The following is a 16,703-nucleotide window of genomic DNA, read 5'->3' as shown; positions in this document are numbered from 1 at the left end:
CAGCCTTATCTATGATGATGCTCGTTAGTATAAGCCTATATGAACTAAAGCAAATCGCAATGATCATGATGCCCCAAGTTTCCTGTAATTTATTTAAAACAGGATATTTTATTAACGAGCCTAATTAGTTAGCATTAGCGTACTCTCGATTTTGGAAAACTATGCTTGTGCAATCTAATATTCATGCGCTATTGCGCGCTGAAGTAGACAATTCATTTCACCGTTCAGCTACTTTAGCTTCTTATGTCCACACTGAGCACAGAGAATTAGACTTCAGTCATACATTGACCGTTTCTGGACAAGCATTGACGCCCTACATGCTCAGAAACGTATTGCTGCAGTTAGACGAACTTTTTGTTGCCGAAAGTGCAGCATTCAATCAATTTCATCAACAGTTTGGCGACGATGTTATAGAGGTTCGAGGAAAACTGCTCAAAGCCGAACCTAAGCTGCTCAACGCGCTGTGCAGTAGTGTATCCTTATCCTTTAATGTCGATGTGGCCATTCAAGGCAAAAGGCCGACGCTGTCAAGACCAGGCTTGTTAGTCATGGATATGGATAGTACGGTTATTGCTATTGAGTGTATTGACGAGATCGCAAAACTAGCTGGTGTTGGAGACAAAGTCGCACAGGTAACCGCAAAGGCTATGCGTGGTGAAATTGCATTTAATGACAGCCTGATCCATCGGGTGGCGTGTCTTGAAGATGTATCTGTTGCTCATCTTTCGCAAATTCGCGATAGCATTCCGCTTATGCCTGGTATTCAAGCGCTATTGGCTACACTAAAACAACGCGGTTGGAAATTGGCCATCGCGTCTGGCGGTTTTACTTATTTCGCAGATCATTTAAAAGATAGGCTCGGATTAGATTACGCGGTGTCTAACCTGCTGTGTATAGAAGAGGGCAAACTGACTGGCAAGGTTTCTGGTGAGATAGTCAACGCAGAGGTAAAGGCGCGAACAGTGAATGAGCTCGCTAAGCAGTGGGATATCCTAGGTACACAGACTGTCGCAATGGGGGATGGAGCCAATGACTTAGCTATGATGGAAGCATCTGCACTTGGCGTTGCGTGTCATGGCAAACCGTTAGTGAATGAAAAGGCTGATGTGGCTATTCGTGTTGGCAGCTTACACAGCCTCTTGTACCTTTTAGACGCTTAGTGTTCCGCAAGGGTTAAACGCGCAGGTGCTGTTCTGCGCGTCTTCATTTTACGCTTGGTTTAGCATCAATGAAGATGCTGAGCCGCTACTTTTAAGTGTTTTGTTTGCGGTGACATCTTCGACAGAGAACCCGTAGCGAACTAATACTTCATCAGTGACATCGATTAAGTGTGAGCACGCAGCAATACCCCACATTTGTTTTTCTAATTCGCGAGCTCTGTGCATAGCGTACATAGTGACATAGTTAATTTCAGTTTGAAGCATGGTCATGTCGGGCTTGCCCGTTGTAGTGAGCATGACATGTATCGCAATAAACTGACCGCGCGTCATCGCTTCTTTTATGAATGCCCGACGTTGCTCGTTATCTTCAAACTTATGCGAATAGCGAGGGATGATTGCCATGCGGGAGTCTTTTTGAGACACATCAAACGATATAAACAATTCCTCCCTTAATGGCATATTTTCAAGTTTTACCGATTTTATTCCGCTTTGAACAAACGGTGATTCTTGCTTTCTGTCTCGGAAAAAGAACTCTAGGTTCACTTTTCCCGTTTCAGCAAATTGAGTCGTTAATGTTGTTACTCGCTCATCTTGCTTTCCAATCATACAAGCCTGAGGGGTATAGCGAATGCCTTCTTTATTGAGCAAGAACGACAAAGAAGTCGCGTTACGAGCGTTGATGCACCGCAATGCGTGTCCCATTCCTTCTACTTCTTCTTCATCAGACTCAACTTTTAAGCTGCTTTTATTTTTCTTTATAAGCTCATCAAAAAAGAGGCGAGCACTCTTGCCTTCGTCCCCAGCTACCGCTTTGAGATGAAGTATATTCTTATCGACGTTATGATAAATGACGTCATATTGAAGGTGCATCACGTCATAGCTGGTGGTGATTTCTTGTAGCTTGGGAAATGCTACTTCAACACGTCCATCAAGGGTCCCTTTGTATTCTTTACTTAATTCTATGCGCAAGCCGAGCCCGTGAACGGAGATATCTTCACTTACGCCCTTATGAACCGTTTCATCACAATTAAAGCGCGCCTCTATTTGCGTTCTCAGTTGATAGCGGCTTTCTATACGCTGCTCTTCATACTTAAACCGAACAATTTGAATATTTGACGGTGCACGGTTACGAGGGTGACCGAAATTTCGTAGGTGGGTTAAGTTGTCGCGATTGAATTTGAACTCGTTGTACGTTTCTTGTCCGGTAACAGACGTTACATCCGTGACATGTGCAAGATAGCGTAAGTTTTTCAAACGTGACATTAATCTTGCCGACGGGGGCGTATTAAGCTTCTTAACTTTATTGCCTACCGAGTCGGGAATAGAAAGTGGTATGTGCGCTTGCTCTGGCGTAATATCGGTAAGCGTAATTTTAAAGACACGCCAGCTAACTTTCTTTGACCCAAATCCAAGGAATACGCGTTTCAGCACTTCTTTTTGAAGTAGCTCTTCATAGGAGGCTGAGTAAAAATACACTTTCTCATTTTGAAAGTGAGTAAAACTAAAGACAAAGATTTCTCTGACTTCTTCTGATTTGTTGAGTAGCCGCGTCAGTCGCTCTTGTGTCAAAAGAAAGTTCAATCTACACGTGTCTTGCTCATCCTGCCAATACTGAATTGTTTCTCTGTTAACCTCATTCATCATGGCAAATCGTGGAACCATGGTGCCATTAATAACATCAATAAAAACAGGCAGAGTAGGGCTTCGCGGTGAAAAATATTGTTCGCAAATTTTACTTTTTATGGCATCGAGCGTATTAGTCATGTTCACTTTATAACGGCGCTTATTTCCCGTAATAAAGTTGTCTAAAAATTTGTCAAACGCGACGTTTGGATAATCCTTATCACGCTGAAGCGCCAGATAATTTACGTCATTTTTGGTTGTTATTTTGACCAGCTTATAAGCAATGCCATTTTTCTTATCAAGGGCGAACTCATTCTCTAACCCTCTAAAGTAAATAAACAGTGTTTCGTCTTTTCGGAAGAAAGTGTCTTTTGAAAGTTTGACTTGAAGGCCTTTCATTGAAATATCAACGCTAAGTCCCCTGACGGATTGACCTGATTTATCGAAAATTTCAACCGCAACTGCAAAGTTCATACGCTCTGCGTTACGCTGTTGATAGTCGAGCAAATTAACAGTGGGAACTTTAAATTGTTCGAGTACCGCAGATCGTTTTTTGATTTCTGGGCTTTCTTTATCTGCGCGCTCTTGCGCTAATTCTTTTTCGCGCATCAGGCGAAAATTGTTTTCGGTGTTCTGAACTGCTTCATACACGCCGTAGGTGTAGCGACCGAAAATGCGTAGTTGTTCTTCAAATTTGTCAACCGCGATGCTATCCATGTAATGAGTGCGGTCCTCGTAAACGTATTTCTTGCAATCCCCGTCCACATGCCCGCGCAAGTCAATGGTTCTCATACAGGGTTTGGCAAGTCGTTTGACCTCCATTTTTATGAGAAAACGCTTTTCTTTAGGGACGTCAGACGCAATTTGCAGCAACACCTGATTGAACTCAGGCTCATTAACCATAGGTTTGAGCTGGTCTATTATGTCAGCATATTGCTTTAAATCTTGACTCATGAATACGCAACTTTGTCTTTAAGTATCATTATTTTAGTTGTTATCGGCTAGATAGCCAAACTCATTAATTTGAAGCCTTGCGACCTTATACTCCCGTAAACCGCAAAATAGCTACTATTGTAACGGCGTTCACACCTACTTTTACTCCTGATAATAAATCCGTTTAAAAAGGCCTGAAGGAGTGTACTTATATCGTTGATGTTAGTGATAGAATACTCCTTTTGAGCTACGGATAAAATAGCAATATGGCAAAACGTAAAACGGCTTATGTATGTTCTGACTGCGGTGCAGAATTTCCGCGTTGGCAGGGGCAATGCTCAGAGTGCAAAGCGTGGAATACCATAAGCGAGTTTGTCGTGGCCAGTGCCAAAACGGCCACGCGTCAGTCAACATCAGGATATGCTTAGCCAAACAGCAGCTAAAATAGAAACGCTTAACGCGATTGACTTAGAATCGTTACCTAGGTTCAGCTCGAGTTTCAAGGAACTTGACAGAGTACTCGGCGGTGGAATAGTACCTGGAGCTGCTATGCTAATCGGCGGTTCTCCCGGTGCAGGGAAAAGTACATTACTGCTGCAAGTCATGTGTCAAATGGCACAAACTGAAAGTGCGCTCTATGTAACGGGAGAAGAGTCTCTTCAGCAGGTCGCGATGCGAGCAAAACGTCTAAATTTGCCTGACGACAAGCTAATGATGTTGGCAGAAACTAACGTTGAAACAATTTGCGATTTAGCGTTAACCAAAAAGCCAAAAATCATGGTGATTGACTCTATCCAAGTTATGCATGTTTCTGACGTCCAATCTGCACCAGGCAGCGTGTCTCAAGTGAGGGAAAGCGCAGCGTATTTAACGCGCTTTGCTAAGCAAAATCACATCGCGATGTTTATTGTCGGTCACGTTACCAAAGACGGTAATCTTGCAGGTCCTAAGGTGCTAGAGCACTGTATTGACAGTTCGATGATGTTAGAAGGTGAAAGCGATGGTCGCTACCGTACTCTTCGCAGCCACAAAAATCGATTTGGCGCTGTGAATGAATTAGGTGTCTTCGCGATGACTGAAAAAGGGTTGAAGGAAGTCAATAACCCCTCGGCTATCTTTTTAAGTCGCGGTGACAACGAAACACCTGGCTCTAGTGTTATGGTGATTTGGGAAGGAACAAGACCTTTGTTGGTTGAGATTCAGGCCCTTGTCGATTACTCACAAATGTCAAACCCACGTCGCATTGCAGTGGGGCTTGATCAGAACAGACTATCCATGTTGTTGGCCGTGTTACACAGGCATGGCAATGTTCAAATGAACGACCAAGATGTGTTTGTTAATGTCGTCGGCGGAGTAAGAGTCGCTGAGACAGGAGCCGATTTAGCGCTATTGCTTGCTATGATATCGAGTTTTCGCAATCGCTCATTACCGCGTGACTTGATAGTTTTTGGTGAAGTAGGTTTGGTAAGCGAAATTCGGCCAGTGCCAAATGGAACAGAACGCATTATTGAAGCTGCTAAGCACGGATTCAAGCGCGCCATTGTGCCTAAAGCGAATGCTCCTAAACAAGCGATAAACGGCATGAAGGTCATACCCGTCGCGAGGCTCTCAGAAGCCTTGGATGCATTGGAGTGAAAATAATGAGTATTGCGGTTTATCTTGGCGATTGATAAACCGCGTTTACGAGCGCGTTAAGATCTTTTTCGTCAATCGTTGCGTCTTTACTATTTAATGCGATAAGTCGGCGAAGTGCGCTTACACATTCCACACTCATACTTTCGACTTTGCAGCCTAAAGACACTACGTCTTTGCGACTGTCTGAGTGCCGATATAGCTGAGAAATGTACAGCGAAATGAGAGGGCTATCATCATTGGCTTGAAATCTCGCAATATAAGGCTCATGACTGTCAAAAGGCAAATTCCCCAATGCTTGCTCATTTGCTTGAAGCTTGATGCCTTGTAAAGATATATCACTAACCAAAACGTCAATCTCGGTACTTCCATGCGCAAGCTTGCCGTTGACGTTCAATGGTACACGTTGAAATTGCCGTTTGTCGGTCATGCCTTGCTACCTCTCACTTTACTTCCGATCAGTATTAGCCAAATACGTGCAGTTAGCAATAAAAAAGCCCTCTTAAAAGAGGGCTTTTAGATAACTAAAAGAGCAGCGAAATAAGACGAATTTATTTCGTTATTTCGACATGCGCTTATACTTCAAACGATGCGGTTCAACAACGTCTTGCCCAAACTCTTGTTTCAGCCAGCTCTCGTAATCAGAATAGTTGCCTTCGAAGAAGTTAATATTACCTTCGTCGCGGTAGTCCATGATATGTGTAGCTACTCGGTCTAAGAACCAACGGTCGTGCGATATAACCATGGCACAGCCTGGGAACTCCAACAGGGCATTTTCTAACGCTCGTAATGTTTCAACATCCAAGTCGTTGGTTGGTTCATCCAGAAGCAATACGTTACCGCCAGCTTTTAATAGCTTGGCCAAGTGAACACGATTGCGCTCACCACCAGATAGGTCTTTTATGAACTTCTGCTGATCTGTGCCTTTAAAGTTGAACCTGCTGCAGTACGCGCGGCTGTTAATTTCAAAGTTGCCAATGCGGATGATGTCCGAGTCATCAGAAATCTCTTTCCAAACCGTATTGTTTTCGTTCATATGGTCGCGGAACTGCTCAACCGCCGCAATTTGAACGGTATCACCTAAATCGATGTTGCCAGAATCTGGTTGTTCAGCACCCGTTAACATTCTGAACAGCGTCGATTTACCCGCACCGTTTGGTCCAACAATACCGACGATAGCCCCTTTTGGCACGTTGAACGATAAGTCATCAATGAGTACACGGTCGCCGTATGACTTCTTAAGGTTTGAAACCTCAATAACTTTATCCCCTAGGCGTTCACCTGGTGGAATGAACAACTCATTGGTTTCATTTCGTTTTTGATAGTCACTGGTAGACAGTTCTTCAAAGCGAGCCATACGCGCCTTGCTTTTCGCGTGACGACCTTTCGGGTTAGATCGAACCCACTCAAGCTCTTGTTTCATACTCTTCATTCGTGCTGTTTCTGCACGCTCTTCTTGCTGAAGACGATTTTCTTTCTGCTCTAGCCAAGATGAGTAGTTACCTTCCCACGGAATACCTTCACCGCGGTCAAGCTCAAGGATCCAGCCTGCAACATTATCTAAGAAGTATCTATCGTGGGTAATAGCTACCACGGTACCTTCATAGTCATGTAAGAAACGCTCTAACCACGCAACAGACTCTGCATCTAAGTGGTTAGTCGGTTCGTCAAGTAGCAGCATCTCTGGCTTTTCTAGAAGTAGGCGGCAAAGCGCAACACGGCGACGTTCGCCCCCAGAAAGCTTACTTACGTCAGCATCCCATGGTGGCAGACGCAGAGCATCAGCGGCGCGCTCAAGGGCGTTTTCTAGGTTGTGACCATCCTTAGATTGAATAATTGCTTCTAGTTCACCTTGTTCTTTTGCCAAGGCATCAAAATCAGCATCAGGGTCTGCATAAGCTGCATATACTTCATCAAGACGCGTTAGTGCATGCTTAACGTCAGCAACCGCTTCTTCTATGTTTCCGCGAACATCTTTTGTTTCATCGAGCTGTGGCTCCTGTGGAAGATAACCTACTTTTAATCCTGGCTGCGGGCGAGCTTCACCTTCGATGTCAGTATCAACACCTACCATAATGCGAAGTAGTGTAGATTTACCCGCGCCGTTAAGCCCGAGAACACCAATTTTTGCGCCGGGGAAAAAGCTAAGAGAGATGTTTTTAAGAATGTGTCTATTCGGTGGAACAATCTTGCCCACGCGATGCATACTGTATACGTATTGAGCCATGCTCGATCCTCGCTTGAAAGCGGTAATAAAAAGTTAGTCAAATCGAAAAGCGCATCAGGTTGTTGGGTATTTACCCGCGTCTTCGAATCAAAAAATTATGATGCCGTATTCTACTCGTAACACTATAGTTTGTGCCAGAGTCTAACGCCATTTACCCATATTCTTGCTGTTATTTTGCGCACTTACGTTGAATTGCGCTATTAAAACGTCGGAGCGTGTGCTGAATTAATGTAAACTTAGTCACCAAAAGTAGGTGCATGATTGCCAGCGTTGTATTGAAATGCAATGGGCATGCTCCATATATCAATTAAACATCCGAACAGGTAAATCGCATGACTGCTATGAACAAACGCACATACAGTTTGGAAGAACTTGCTAACCATGTTGGTGGCGAAGTAGAAGGAGAGGGCGGTGTAGTCATCTCTGCGGTCGGAACGCTTTCAGGAGCTGCTGAGCACCAGATTTCTTTTCTGACCAACCCTAAGTACAAGCCGCAGCTCAAAGATACAAAGGCGGGCGCTGTTATCTTACATGAAAGCCTAAAGGGTGACAGTCCTGTGCCAGCTCTCGTCGTTGCCAATCCTCATGCGGCGTTTGCTCGCATTGCGCAGTTATTCGATACCACTCCTGTTGTAGCAACAGGAGTGGCTGAGTCAGCCGTTATAGCACCATCAGCGCGTATAGGTAGTGACGTTTCGTTGGGGCACAACGTGATTATTGAGGACAATGTGGTGTTGGGCTCACGCGTGTCCATAGGTGCTAACACCGTGGTACGAAAAGGCACTCATATCGGCGAAGGGTCAACTATTCATCCAAATGTAACTATTTATCATGACGTAATCATTGGAAAGCGCGTTACTGTCCACAGCCAAACGGTAATTGGTGCAGCAGGTTTTGGTTACGCAAACGATAAGGGCGTTTGGCTGCCGATTCCTCAAACGGGCTCTGTGCGTATTGGGGACGATAGCCAAATTGGGGCGAGTAGCAGCATAGACCGTGGTGCAATGGAAGATACAGTTCTAGGCACTAATGTCATTATTGATAATCAAGTTCAAATTGGGCACAACTGCATAATTGGCGACCATTCGTGTATCTGTGGTGCTACGGGCATTGCAGGGAGTTGCCACATAGGTAAACACGTCATCATCGGTGGGGGCGTAGGTATTAATGGACACATCAGCATCTGTGATAATGTTCAGGTCACCGGGTACACCATGATCGTACAAGATATTACAGAATCTGGCGTTTACTCTTCGGGGCAGCTTAGGCACAAACCAATCGCGAATGGCGTAAAAATGCGGTTCGACTACAGAAGATTGGAAGCCTATTTGACCGCGTTAAAGCTCTCGAAAAACAGTGCTAATACGTTAAAGGCGTAGGTATATCGTTAAACCTACGCCATTTGTATTAATTTCGTCATAAAGCGGTATACACGGGGCTGAAAATGACTAGAATATGGCCTCAAATTGAGCTATCGGCGTAAATACTAACCTGCATAGGTCATTGGCACACACAGTCACTTATGCAGATTAGTATTAATTTACGCCACATAAAAACCGCAGTTAAGGAGCCCCCATGTTTTCTCGCGAAATGAACATAGCTGACTTTGACCCAGAACTAGCCAATGCAATGGCAAAAGAGGTTGAGCGTCAAGAACATCACATTGAGCTAATTGCCTCTGAAAACTACTGTAGCCCACGAGTTATGGAAGCGCAGGGTTCACAGTTGACCAACAAATATGCAGAAGGTTATCCGGGCAAACGCTACTATGGCGGTTGTGAACACGTTGATGTCGTTGAGCAATTGGCTATCGATCGTGCGAAAGAGCTTTTCGGTGCAGAATACGCCAACGTGCAGCCGCATGCGGGTTCTCAAGCTAATTCAGCAGTATTCATGGCGCTTCTTGATGCAGGCGATACAGTACTGGGTATGAGTCTTTCTGAAGGTGGTCACCTTACTCACGGTTCGCACGTGAACTTCTCAGGTAAGACGTACAACGCGGTTCAATACGGATTAAACAATGAAACGGGTGAAATTGACTACGCGCAGGTGGAAGCGCTAGCCAAAGAGCACAAACCAAAAATGATCATTGGTGGTTTTTCTGCATACTCTGGCGTTGTTGATTGGGCTAAATTCCGTGAAATCGCTGATAGTGTTGGCGCTTTTTTACTCGTAGATATGGCGCATGTCGCTGGTTTAGTCGCGGCAGGTGTTTACCCTAATCCTCTTCCACATGCACATGTGGTAACCACGACTACGCACAAAACGCTAGCTAGGTCCACGTAGCGGTCTTATTCTTTCTGCATGCGGCGATGAAACTATCTACAAAAAGCTAAATAGCTCGGTATTCCCAGGCAACCAAGGTGGACCTCTTTGCCATGTTATTGCAGCAAAAGCAGTGGCGTTCAAAGAAGCGCTACAGCCAGAGTTTAAAGCGTACCAGCAGCAGGTTGTTGCAAATGCCAAAGCAATGGTAGCGGTAATGATTGAGCGCGGTTACAAGATTGTTTCTGGCGGTACAGATAACCACTTATTCCTGTTAGACCTGATTGATAAAGACATTACTGGTAAAGATGCTGATGCAGCATTGGGTGCAGCGAACATCACGGTGAACAAAAACTCAGTACCGAACGACCCCCGTTCGCCTTTTGTTACCAGTGGTCTTCGTATTGGTAGCCCAGCGATTACACGTCGTGGCTTTAAAGAAGAGCAAGCTAAACAAGTCGCAACGTGGATTTGTGATATTCTTGATAACATGGGTGACGAGTCAGTTATCAAACGTGTTCAAGACGAAGTCGTATCGCTTTGCTCACAATTCCCTGTTTATAAATAGGTTTGTGTTTTGTTGCGTACTTTGGTAGTAATGCAAAATTGTTCATAAGGCTTACCTAAGTACGCAATTGTTAAGGAAATTCTATGTTTTGCCCTTTTTGCTCAGCGCAAGAAACAAAAGTGATTGATTCACGCCTTGTGGCGGAAGGGCATCAAGTGCGTAGACGTCGTGAGTGTATTGTATGCCACGAGCGCTTTACTACATTTGAAGGTGCGGAGTTAGTTATGCCCCGCGTCATCAAGCGCGATGGCTCGCGAGAACCATTCAATGAAGACAAACTTCGTGCAGGTTTACAACGCGCGCTCGAGAAGCGCCCTGTCAGTACCGAAAAAGTCGAGCAATGTATTCTTTCGCTGAAATCTGAGCTAAGAGCTACTGGTGAGCGAGAGGTTGAAAGCGAGTTGCTTGGCAATTTGATCATGAAAGCACTTAAAGAGCTCGACAAGGTGGCTTATGTGCGCTTTGCCTCTGTATACCGCTCCTTTGAAGATATCCGAGAGTTTGGAGAAGAAATAGCGCGCTTAGGCGACTAGAGCGGTATACCTTATCATAGGATAAATAGTGGACCACGCTGTCATAGAGAACGATTATCATTGGATGGCGAAAGCTATTCAACTTGCCAAAAAAGGGCGTTTTACTACGTCACCTAACCCACGTGTAGGCTGTGTCATTGTTGATGAAAACAACACGCTTATCGGTCAGGGGTTTCACATAAAAGCCGGAACGCCCCACGCCGAGGTACATGCATTACGCGAAGCTGCTAGCAACAGAAAACAGGGAGCTCGCGGAGCTACCGCATATGTCACACTAGAACCATGCAGCCATTACGGTAGAACGCCACCATGTGCTGAAGCACTGGTAAAGGCTCAAGTGAGCCGCGTGGTCATTGCAATGACTGATCCTAATCCTACTGTGAGCGGCAACGGCATCCGAATCTTACAGGAGAATGGCATTGAGGTTGTCAGTGACGTAATGGCCGCGGAATCAGCAGCGCTAAACCCAGGTTTTATTAAGCGTATGCTGACAGGTAGGCCATTTGTCCGCGTCAAATTGGGGATAAGTTTAGACGGCAAAATAGCGTTGGGAAATGGAGTTAGTCAGTGGATAACAGGGCCTGAAGCAAGGCGTGATGTGCAGCGCTACAGAGCGCAAAGCTGCGTTGTGTTAACCGGGTCTGGTACCGTAAAAGCCGACAATCCAAGTCTACTGGTTAGGCCAAACGAAGCTGATTTTAGTGATTATCCTACTGATGATATTAGGCAACCGACACGAGTAATTGTCGATAGTGAAAATGTCATAGGTGAAGATTATCAAATACGTAGTGATGGTCACAAAACGCTGATTGCGACAGTAAACTCACATTCACCCGCTGAAGACGAGTGCTGCTTAACATTGCCGCAGAATGAAGGAAAAGTTGATTTAAGCGCACTTATACAAGCTCTAGGCGATAAACAGTTCAATGAAGTGTGGGTAGAGGCGGGACCCGGTTTGGCAGGAGCCTTGTTACATACTGGTCTAGTGGATGAATTAATTTGCTATCAGGCACCTAAGCTTTTGGGGGATAAAGGCATCAGTATGGTAACGTTGCCGACTTTTACAGCACTAGAACAGTCTATTTCACTGTCCCTTATTGAAAATCGTCAAGTCGGCAACGATATTAAGTTTATCTTCCGTCCTAATGTTAGCCACGAGGCTCGCTAACAGCGTAAAAGAGGAAAATTATGTTTACCGGAATTATTCAGGCTTTAGGTACGATTCAAAAGTTAGATAATCGCGGAACCGACATCCGCCTTACTGTGTCGTCACCGTCACTGGATATGGCTGATGTGGCACTTGGCGATAGTATTGCAACTAATGGCGTCTGTCTGACGGTTACAGATATGGGTGATGACTTTTACTGTGCAGATGTGTCTGCAGAGACTATAAAGCTAACTGGCTTCGCGCATTATTCTGCAGGTTCAACTGTCAATTTAGAAAAAGCGATGCGTCCAACTGACCGCTTTGGTGGTCACATTGTTTCAGGCCATGTTGATGGTGTTGGCACGGTAACACAAATTATAAAGCATGCTGACTACATTGAGTTTTGGGTTAAAGCGCCAGAAGAACTTGCCAAGTATATCGCTCACAAAGGAAGCATTACTGTCGACGGCATCAGCTTGACAGTTAATGAGGTCAACGGCTCTGAATTTATGCTGTGGATCATTCCGCATACCTTGAAAGAGACCATAATGGGCACCTATAAAGTGGGTACTGCGGTGAATTTAGAGGTTGATGTTATTGCACGTTACTTGGAGCGCCTTATGTTGGGTGAAAAAGCGGCAGAGCCCAAGAGCAAAGGCATCGATATGGCATTTCTTGCCGAGAACGGATTTTTAAAAAAATAACCCCACAAGAAGCATAAATTATGGCATTTAACACTACACAAGAAATTATTGAAGACATTCGTCAGGGTAAGATGGTTATTCTGATGGACGACGAAGATCGTGAGAATGAAGGCGATCTGATTATGGCGGCAGAGCATGTTACACCTGAAGCAATAAACTTTATGGTAACCCATGCTAGAGGCCTTGTGTGTTTGCCAATGACCCAAGAGCGCTGTCGTACGTTGAATCTTCCATTGATGGTTGATAAAAACGAAGCACAATTTTCCACAAACTTTACAGTATCGATTGAGGCTGCGACAGGGGTTACCACAGGAATCTCTGCTGCTGACCGAGCGACGACTATACTTGCAGCAGTATCAAAAGACGCTAAGGCTACAGATATCGTTCAGCCGGGTCATATTTTTCCGCTTATTGCGAAAGAAGGCGGTGTACTCAATCGCGCAGGTCATACCGAAGCAGGCGTTGACTTGCCACGTTTAGCAGGTTTAGAGCCAGCGGGCGTAATTGTCGAGATTCTTAATGAAGATGGCACCATGGCCCGTCGACCTGAACTAGAGAAGTTTGCCGAAAAGCACGATCTTAAAATTGGCACAATCGCTGACCTTATTGAGTATAGAAACCTCAATGAAACAACGATTGAAAAGGTTGCCCAATGCAACATGCCTACCGAATACGGCGATTTTGAGCTACATACGTTCAAAGATAGCATAGACAATCAACTACACTTTGCCTTGAAGAAAGGCGAAATCAAAGAAGATCAGCCAACGCTAGTGCGCGTTCACTTGCACAATACTTTTAGTGATCTTCTTGGTTCTACACGCGGTATTCATCGCTCACTCACTTTAGCGGATGGTATGCGCAAGATATCGGAAGAGGGTGGTGTGCTCGTGCTTTTGGGTAAAGAGGAACATATTGAACATCAAGTACGTCGCTTTGCGGCGGAAGATAGGGGGAGCGTCCTACCGGTGCAGACTGGCAAGGCTCTTCTCGTACCATTGGTGTAGGCAGCCAGATTCTAGCATCGATGGGTGTACATAAGATGCGTTTGTTGAGCAAACCCATTAAATATCACGCCTTGTCAGGTTACGGCCTTGAAGTCGTGGAGTACGTTCACGACTAGTGTATTTAGTTAAAGCGCGGGAGTAAAAAGCGCAGAGAGGGCGTGCCCGACACGAACTTTGGATGAATCAGAGTGGGGGAGTAATTTCGGTTGTGAACCCTCCACCGCATGGATGCGATGACGGAGCGTACAGGGATGTATTTACCGCGTGTTCACATCCGAGGTTACTGCCCCGCAATCAGCCTAGGTCAAATGTACAAATAGAAGTTACAGAAACAATCGATTTAGTTTAGGCGCAGTTGTGGTATACTTCGCGCCGTTTTTTCTCGAGGAATGAAACCATGCAGGTAATTGAAGGTAATATCAGAGCAATAGAGTAAAAAGATTGCTATCGTAGTATCACGCTTTAATAGTTTTGTTGTAGAAAGCTTATTAGAAGGTGCGTTAGATACACTTGAGCGTCACGGTGAAGTAAACAGTGACGACATCACGGTAGTACGTGTTCCTGGTGCGTATGAGTTACCTGTAGTGGCACAAAAAATTGCCGAGAAAAAGTCATTTGACGCGATTATTGCACTAGGTGCGGTTATTCGTGGCGGAACACCTCACTTTGATTTTGTAGCGGGCGAATGTAACAAAGGCCTTGCGCAGGTATCACTTGAGTACGGTGTGCCAGTGTCATTTGGCGTGATCACAACAGATTCAATTGAACAAGCAATCGAACGTTCAGGAACCAAAGCAGGTAACAAAGGTGCAGAAGCTGCACTAGGTGCGCTTGAAATGGTTAACGTTATCGATGCTGTTGAAAAGCTTTAAGGTAAACATTAAGTGAAAGTTTCAGCTCGTCGCAAAGCCCGTGAATTAGCCCTTCAAGGTGTATATTCATGGCAAATGAGTCACAACGATATCCAGCAAGTTGAACTGGCATTAGCAACCAGTAATGACATGCAAAAGGTGGATATGGCGTATTTCCAAGCTCTATTGCGTGGTGTTGCACACAACGCAAGTAATCTTGATGCGACTATTAAACCGTATCTTGGCCGTTTGCCTGAAGAATTAGATGCTATCGAAAAGGCCATTCTTCGTATTGCTACTTTAGAGCTGACTGAGCGCATCGATGTACCTTATCGCGTAATTATTAATGAAGCGATTGAACTTGCAAAGGCTTTTGGTGCCGAAGAAAGTCATAAATTCATTAATGGCGCACTAGACAAAGCGGTGCGCACATTGCGCAAAGATGAGCGCGACTAACCTTACCATGGCGGCAAGGATTGCCGCTGAAAGGGTTTAAAAATTACCGTGAAAGAATTTGATCTTATCGGCCGCTATTTTTCAAACAGCGGCCACAAACGTAAAGATGTTGTTATAGGTATCGGTGATGACTGTGCTGTAACAACGGTTCCTGAAAATCAACAACTCGCCGTTACTACGGATACGCTCGTCGCTAAGCGTGCACTTTCTAGAGGGAGCTCCTGCCAAGTCCGTGGCATATAAGACTGTCGCTGTAAACTTAAGTGATTTGGCAGCAATGGGAGCAGAACCGGCTTGGATCAGTCTCTCGCTATCGCTACCACAAGTGAATGAAGCTTGGCTAGACGATTTTGTTAGTGGACTACACGAGTTAACTCAGTATTATTCTGTGCAGCTCATTGGCGGTGACACCGTAAAAGGTCCAATGGCTATGACTATTACGGCTCAGGGCTTTATTCCTCCAGGTTCAGAGTTGACGCGCAGCGGCGCGAAGCCTGGTGATTGGGTATATGTTACTGGTACGTTAGGTGATGTTAGGCGCGGGGCTTGATATATTACAAAATAATATCGATGTCTCAGGCGAGGCAAGAGACGTCTTAATTAACCGTCATTACTTTCCAACACCTCGCGTTGCCGTGGGTACTGCTATTCGTCGAATAGCAACGTCGTGCATTGATGTTTCAGATGGGTTGTTATCTGATTTAGAACATATTCTAAAGGCATCTGCTTGTGGTGCAAATGTACACGTTGATAGGCTTCCATTGTCTCGGGCGCTCACCAGTGCCGTGTCTCCAGAGCAAGCCATAGAGTATGCACTATCAGCAGGCGACGACTACGAACTTATTTTTACCGTTGGTGAAGAGCAAAGAGGGAGTCTCGAAACGTCATTGGCAAGTACTAATGTAAAGGCAACATGTATAGGGCAGTTGACCGGACACTCTGGGTCATTGTCGTTGCTTAAAGATAACGAAAAGTACACGCCAAATAATTTATCGGGCTACGAACACAGTTTCTAATTTTAAAGTTTTTTTTCTTTAGTGGTACTGTGTTTCTTACTAAAGCGAGCAGGACAAGAGAAATCAATATGCAAGCAGAGTATCGCGCCAGAGTCAGTATGAAAAACCCTATACACTTTCTGGCACTCGGTTTTGGTAGCGGCCTCGTTCCAATTATGCCCGGTACATTTGGCTCACTCGCGGCTATACCTTTTCTCGTATTATGTGCCGACGTATCAACTGTGTCTTTTGTGGCGCTTACGCTGATTTTCTCAATTGTCGGTATTTATTTGTGTGGAAAAACAGCTGACGATATGCAAGTTCATGATCACGGTTCCATCGTGTGGGATGAAATAGCGGGTATGTTCGTCACGTTCTTATTTGTACCTATTTCGCTATCCTCGCTGCTATTTGGTTTTGTTTTGTTTCGGTTGTTCGATATTTTAAAGCCTTGGCCAATCGGTATCATCGATAAGCGCTTACACGGTGGCACGGGCATTATGTTAGACGATTTGATTGCTGGTGCTATGGCCTGTGGTTGCTTGCATCTTTTGATGAGTTTTTGGCCTGCTATACTACAAGTTCTATAAAAAAGCCCGCTGAAG

At 44.9% G+C, this 16,703-nt stretch carries 9 protein-coding genes and 6 pseudogenes; 12 read left to right on the top strand and 3 right to left on the bottom strand.

All coding sequences use genetic code 11. The features are described from left to right. Nucleotides 1–161 precede the first annotated feature (161 nt). Nucleotides 162–1,160, top strand: a complete 999-nt coding sequence (serB, locus tag V6N89_RS14190) for a phosphoserine phosphatase SerB (protein ID WP_346992839.1) — start codon at nucleotides 162–164, stop codon at nucleotides 1,158–1,160. 48 nt (nucleotides 1,161–1,208) lie between these two features. Here serB and V6N89_RS14185 read toward each other — a convergent pair whose 3' ends face one another. Next, complete coding sequence (locus V6N89_RS14185) at nucleotides 1,209–3,737, bottom strand: PilZ domain-containing protein (protein WP_338518134.1); 2,529 nt, start codon at nucleotides 3,735–3,737, stop codon at nucleotides 1,209–1,211. Between the two features lie 245 nt (nucleotides 3,738–3,982). Between V6N89_RS14185 and radA the strand changes: the two are divergent. Continuing rightward, nucleotides 3,983–5,351, top strand: a pseudogene (radA, locus tag V6N89_RS14180) (DNA repair protein RadA). 19 nt (nucleotides 5,352–5,370) lie between these two features. Here the strand turns inward: radA and V6N89_RS14175 are convergent. Together V6N89_RS14175 and ettA are read right to left on the bottom strand one after the other, a co-directional pair. Then, nucleotides 5,371–5,778, bottom strand: coding sequence for a PilZ domain-containing protein (locus tag V6N89_RS14175; RefSeq protein ID WP_338518133.1), 408 nt, complete (start codon nucleotides 5,776–5,778; stop codon nucleotides 5,371–5,373). 129 nt (nucleotides 5,779–5,907) lie between these two features. Then, nucleotides 5,908–7,575: an energy-dependent translational throttle protein EttA gene (gene ettA, locus V6N89_RS14170; RefSeq protein ID WP_346992838.1), complete on the bottom strand. Its 1,668-nt coding sequence runs from the start codon at nucleotides 7,573–7,575 to the stop codon at nucleotides 5,908–5,910. Between the two features lie 332 nt (nucleotides 7,576–7,907). Between ettA and lpxD the strand changes: the two are divergent. The 10 genes and pseudogenes from lpxD to V6N89_RS14120 all read left to right on the top strand — a co-directional run bounded on the left by lpxD (nucleotide 7,908) and on the right by V6N89_RS14120 (nucleotide 16,688). Beyond that, nucleotides 7,908–8,938, top strand: a pseudogene (gene lpxD, locus V6N89_RS14165) (UDP-3-O-(3-hydroxymyristoyl)glucosamine N-acyltransferase). Nucleotides 8,939–9,150: 212 nt separating this feature from the next. Then, nucleotides 9,151–10,408: pseudogene (gene glyA, locus V6N89_RS14160) on the top strand (serine hydroxymethyltransferase). Nucleotides 10,409–10,491: 83 nt separating this feature from the next. Then, nucleotides 10,492–10,941: a transcriptional regulator NrdR gene (gene nrdR / locus V6N89_RS14155; RefSeq protein WP_338518131.1), complete on the top strand. Its 450-nt coding sequence runs from the start codon at nucleotides 10,492–10,494 to the stop codon at nucleotides 10,939–10,941. A 28-nt stretch (nucleotides 10,942–10,969) separates the two neighbouring features. Then, on the top strand, nucleotides 10,970–12,109 hold the full coding sequence (gene ribD / locus V6N89_RS14150) for a bifunctional diaminohydroxyphosphoribosylaminopyrimidine deaminase/5-amino-6-(5-phosphoribosylamino)uracil reductase RibD (RefSeq protein ID WP_338518130.1): 1,140 nt from the start codon (nucleotides 10,970–10,972) through the stop codon (nucleotides 12,107–12,109). Between the two features lie 20 nt (nucleotides 12,110–12,129). Next, nucleotides 12,130–12,792: a riboflavin synthase gene (locus V6N89_RS14145; RefSeq protein ID WP_338518129.1), complete on the top strand. Its 663-nt coding sequence runs from the start codon at nucleotides 12,130–12,132 to the stop codon at nucleotides 12,790–12,792. Nucleotides 12,793–12,812: 20 nt separating this feature from the next. Then, nucleotides 12,813–13,912 (top strand): annotated as a pseudogene (ribBA, locus tag V6N89_RS14140) (bifunctional 3,4-dihydroxy-2-butanone-4-phosphate synthase/GTP cyclohydrolase II). Nucleotides 13,913–14,193: 281 nt separating this feature from the next. Beyond that, nucleotides 14,194–14,668 (top strand): annotated as a pseudogene (gene ribH / locus V6N89_RS14135) (6,7-dimethyl-8-ribityllumazine synthase). A gap of 12 nt (nucleotides 14,669–14,680) precedes the next feature. Continuing rightward, complete coding sequence (gene nusB / locus V6N89_RS14130) at nucleotides 14,681–15,103, top strand: transcription antitermination factor NusB (RefSeq protein ID WP_014979773.1); 423 nt, start codon at nucleotides 14,681–14,683, stop codon at nucleotides 15,101–15,103. A 48-nt stretch (nucleotides 15,104–15,151) separates the two neighbouring features. After that, nucleotides 15,152–16,119: pseudogene (gene thiL, locus V6N89_RS14125) on the top strand (thiamine-phosphate kinase). A gap of 68 nt (nucleotides 16,120–16,187) precedes the next feature. Next, entirely contained in the window at nucleotides 16,188–16,688 is a 501-nt protein-coding gene (locus tag V6N89_RS14120; RefSeq protein WP_338518128.1) for a phosphatidylglycerophosphatase A family protein, read from the top strand. The last annotated feature ends 15 nt before the right edge of the window (nucleotides 16,689–16,703 follow it).

Source organism: Alteromonas gracilis, assembly GCF_036870955.2.
Taxonomy (GTDB): domain Bacteria; phylum Pseudomonadota; class Gammaproteobacteria; order Enterobacterales; family Alteromonadaceae; genus Alteromonas; species Alteromonas gracilis_A.
The sequence above is the reverse complement of the archived record's forward strand: the minus strand, read 5'-3'. Positions and strand labels throughout refer to the sequence as shown.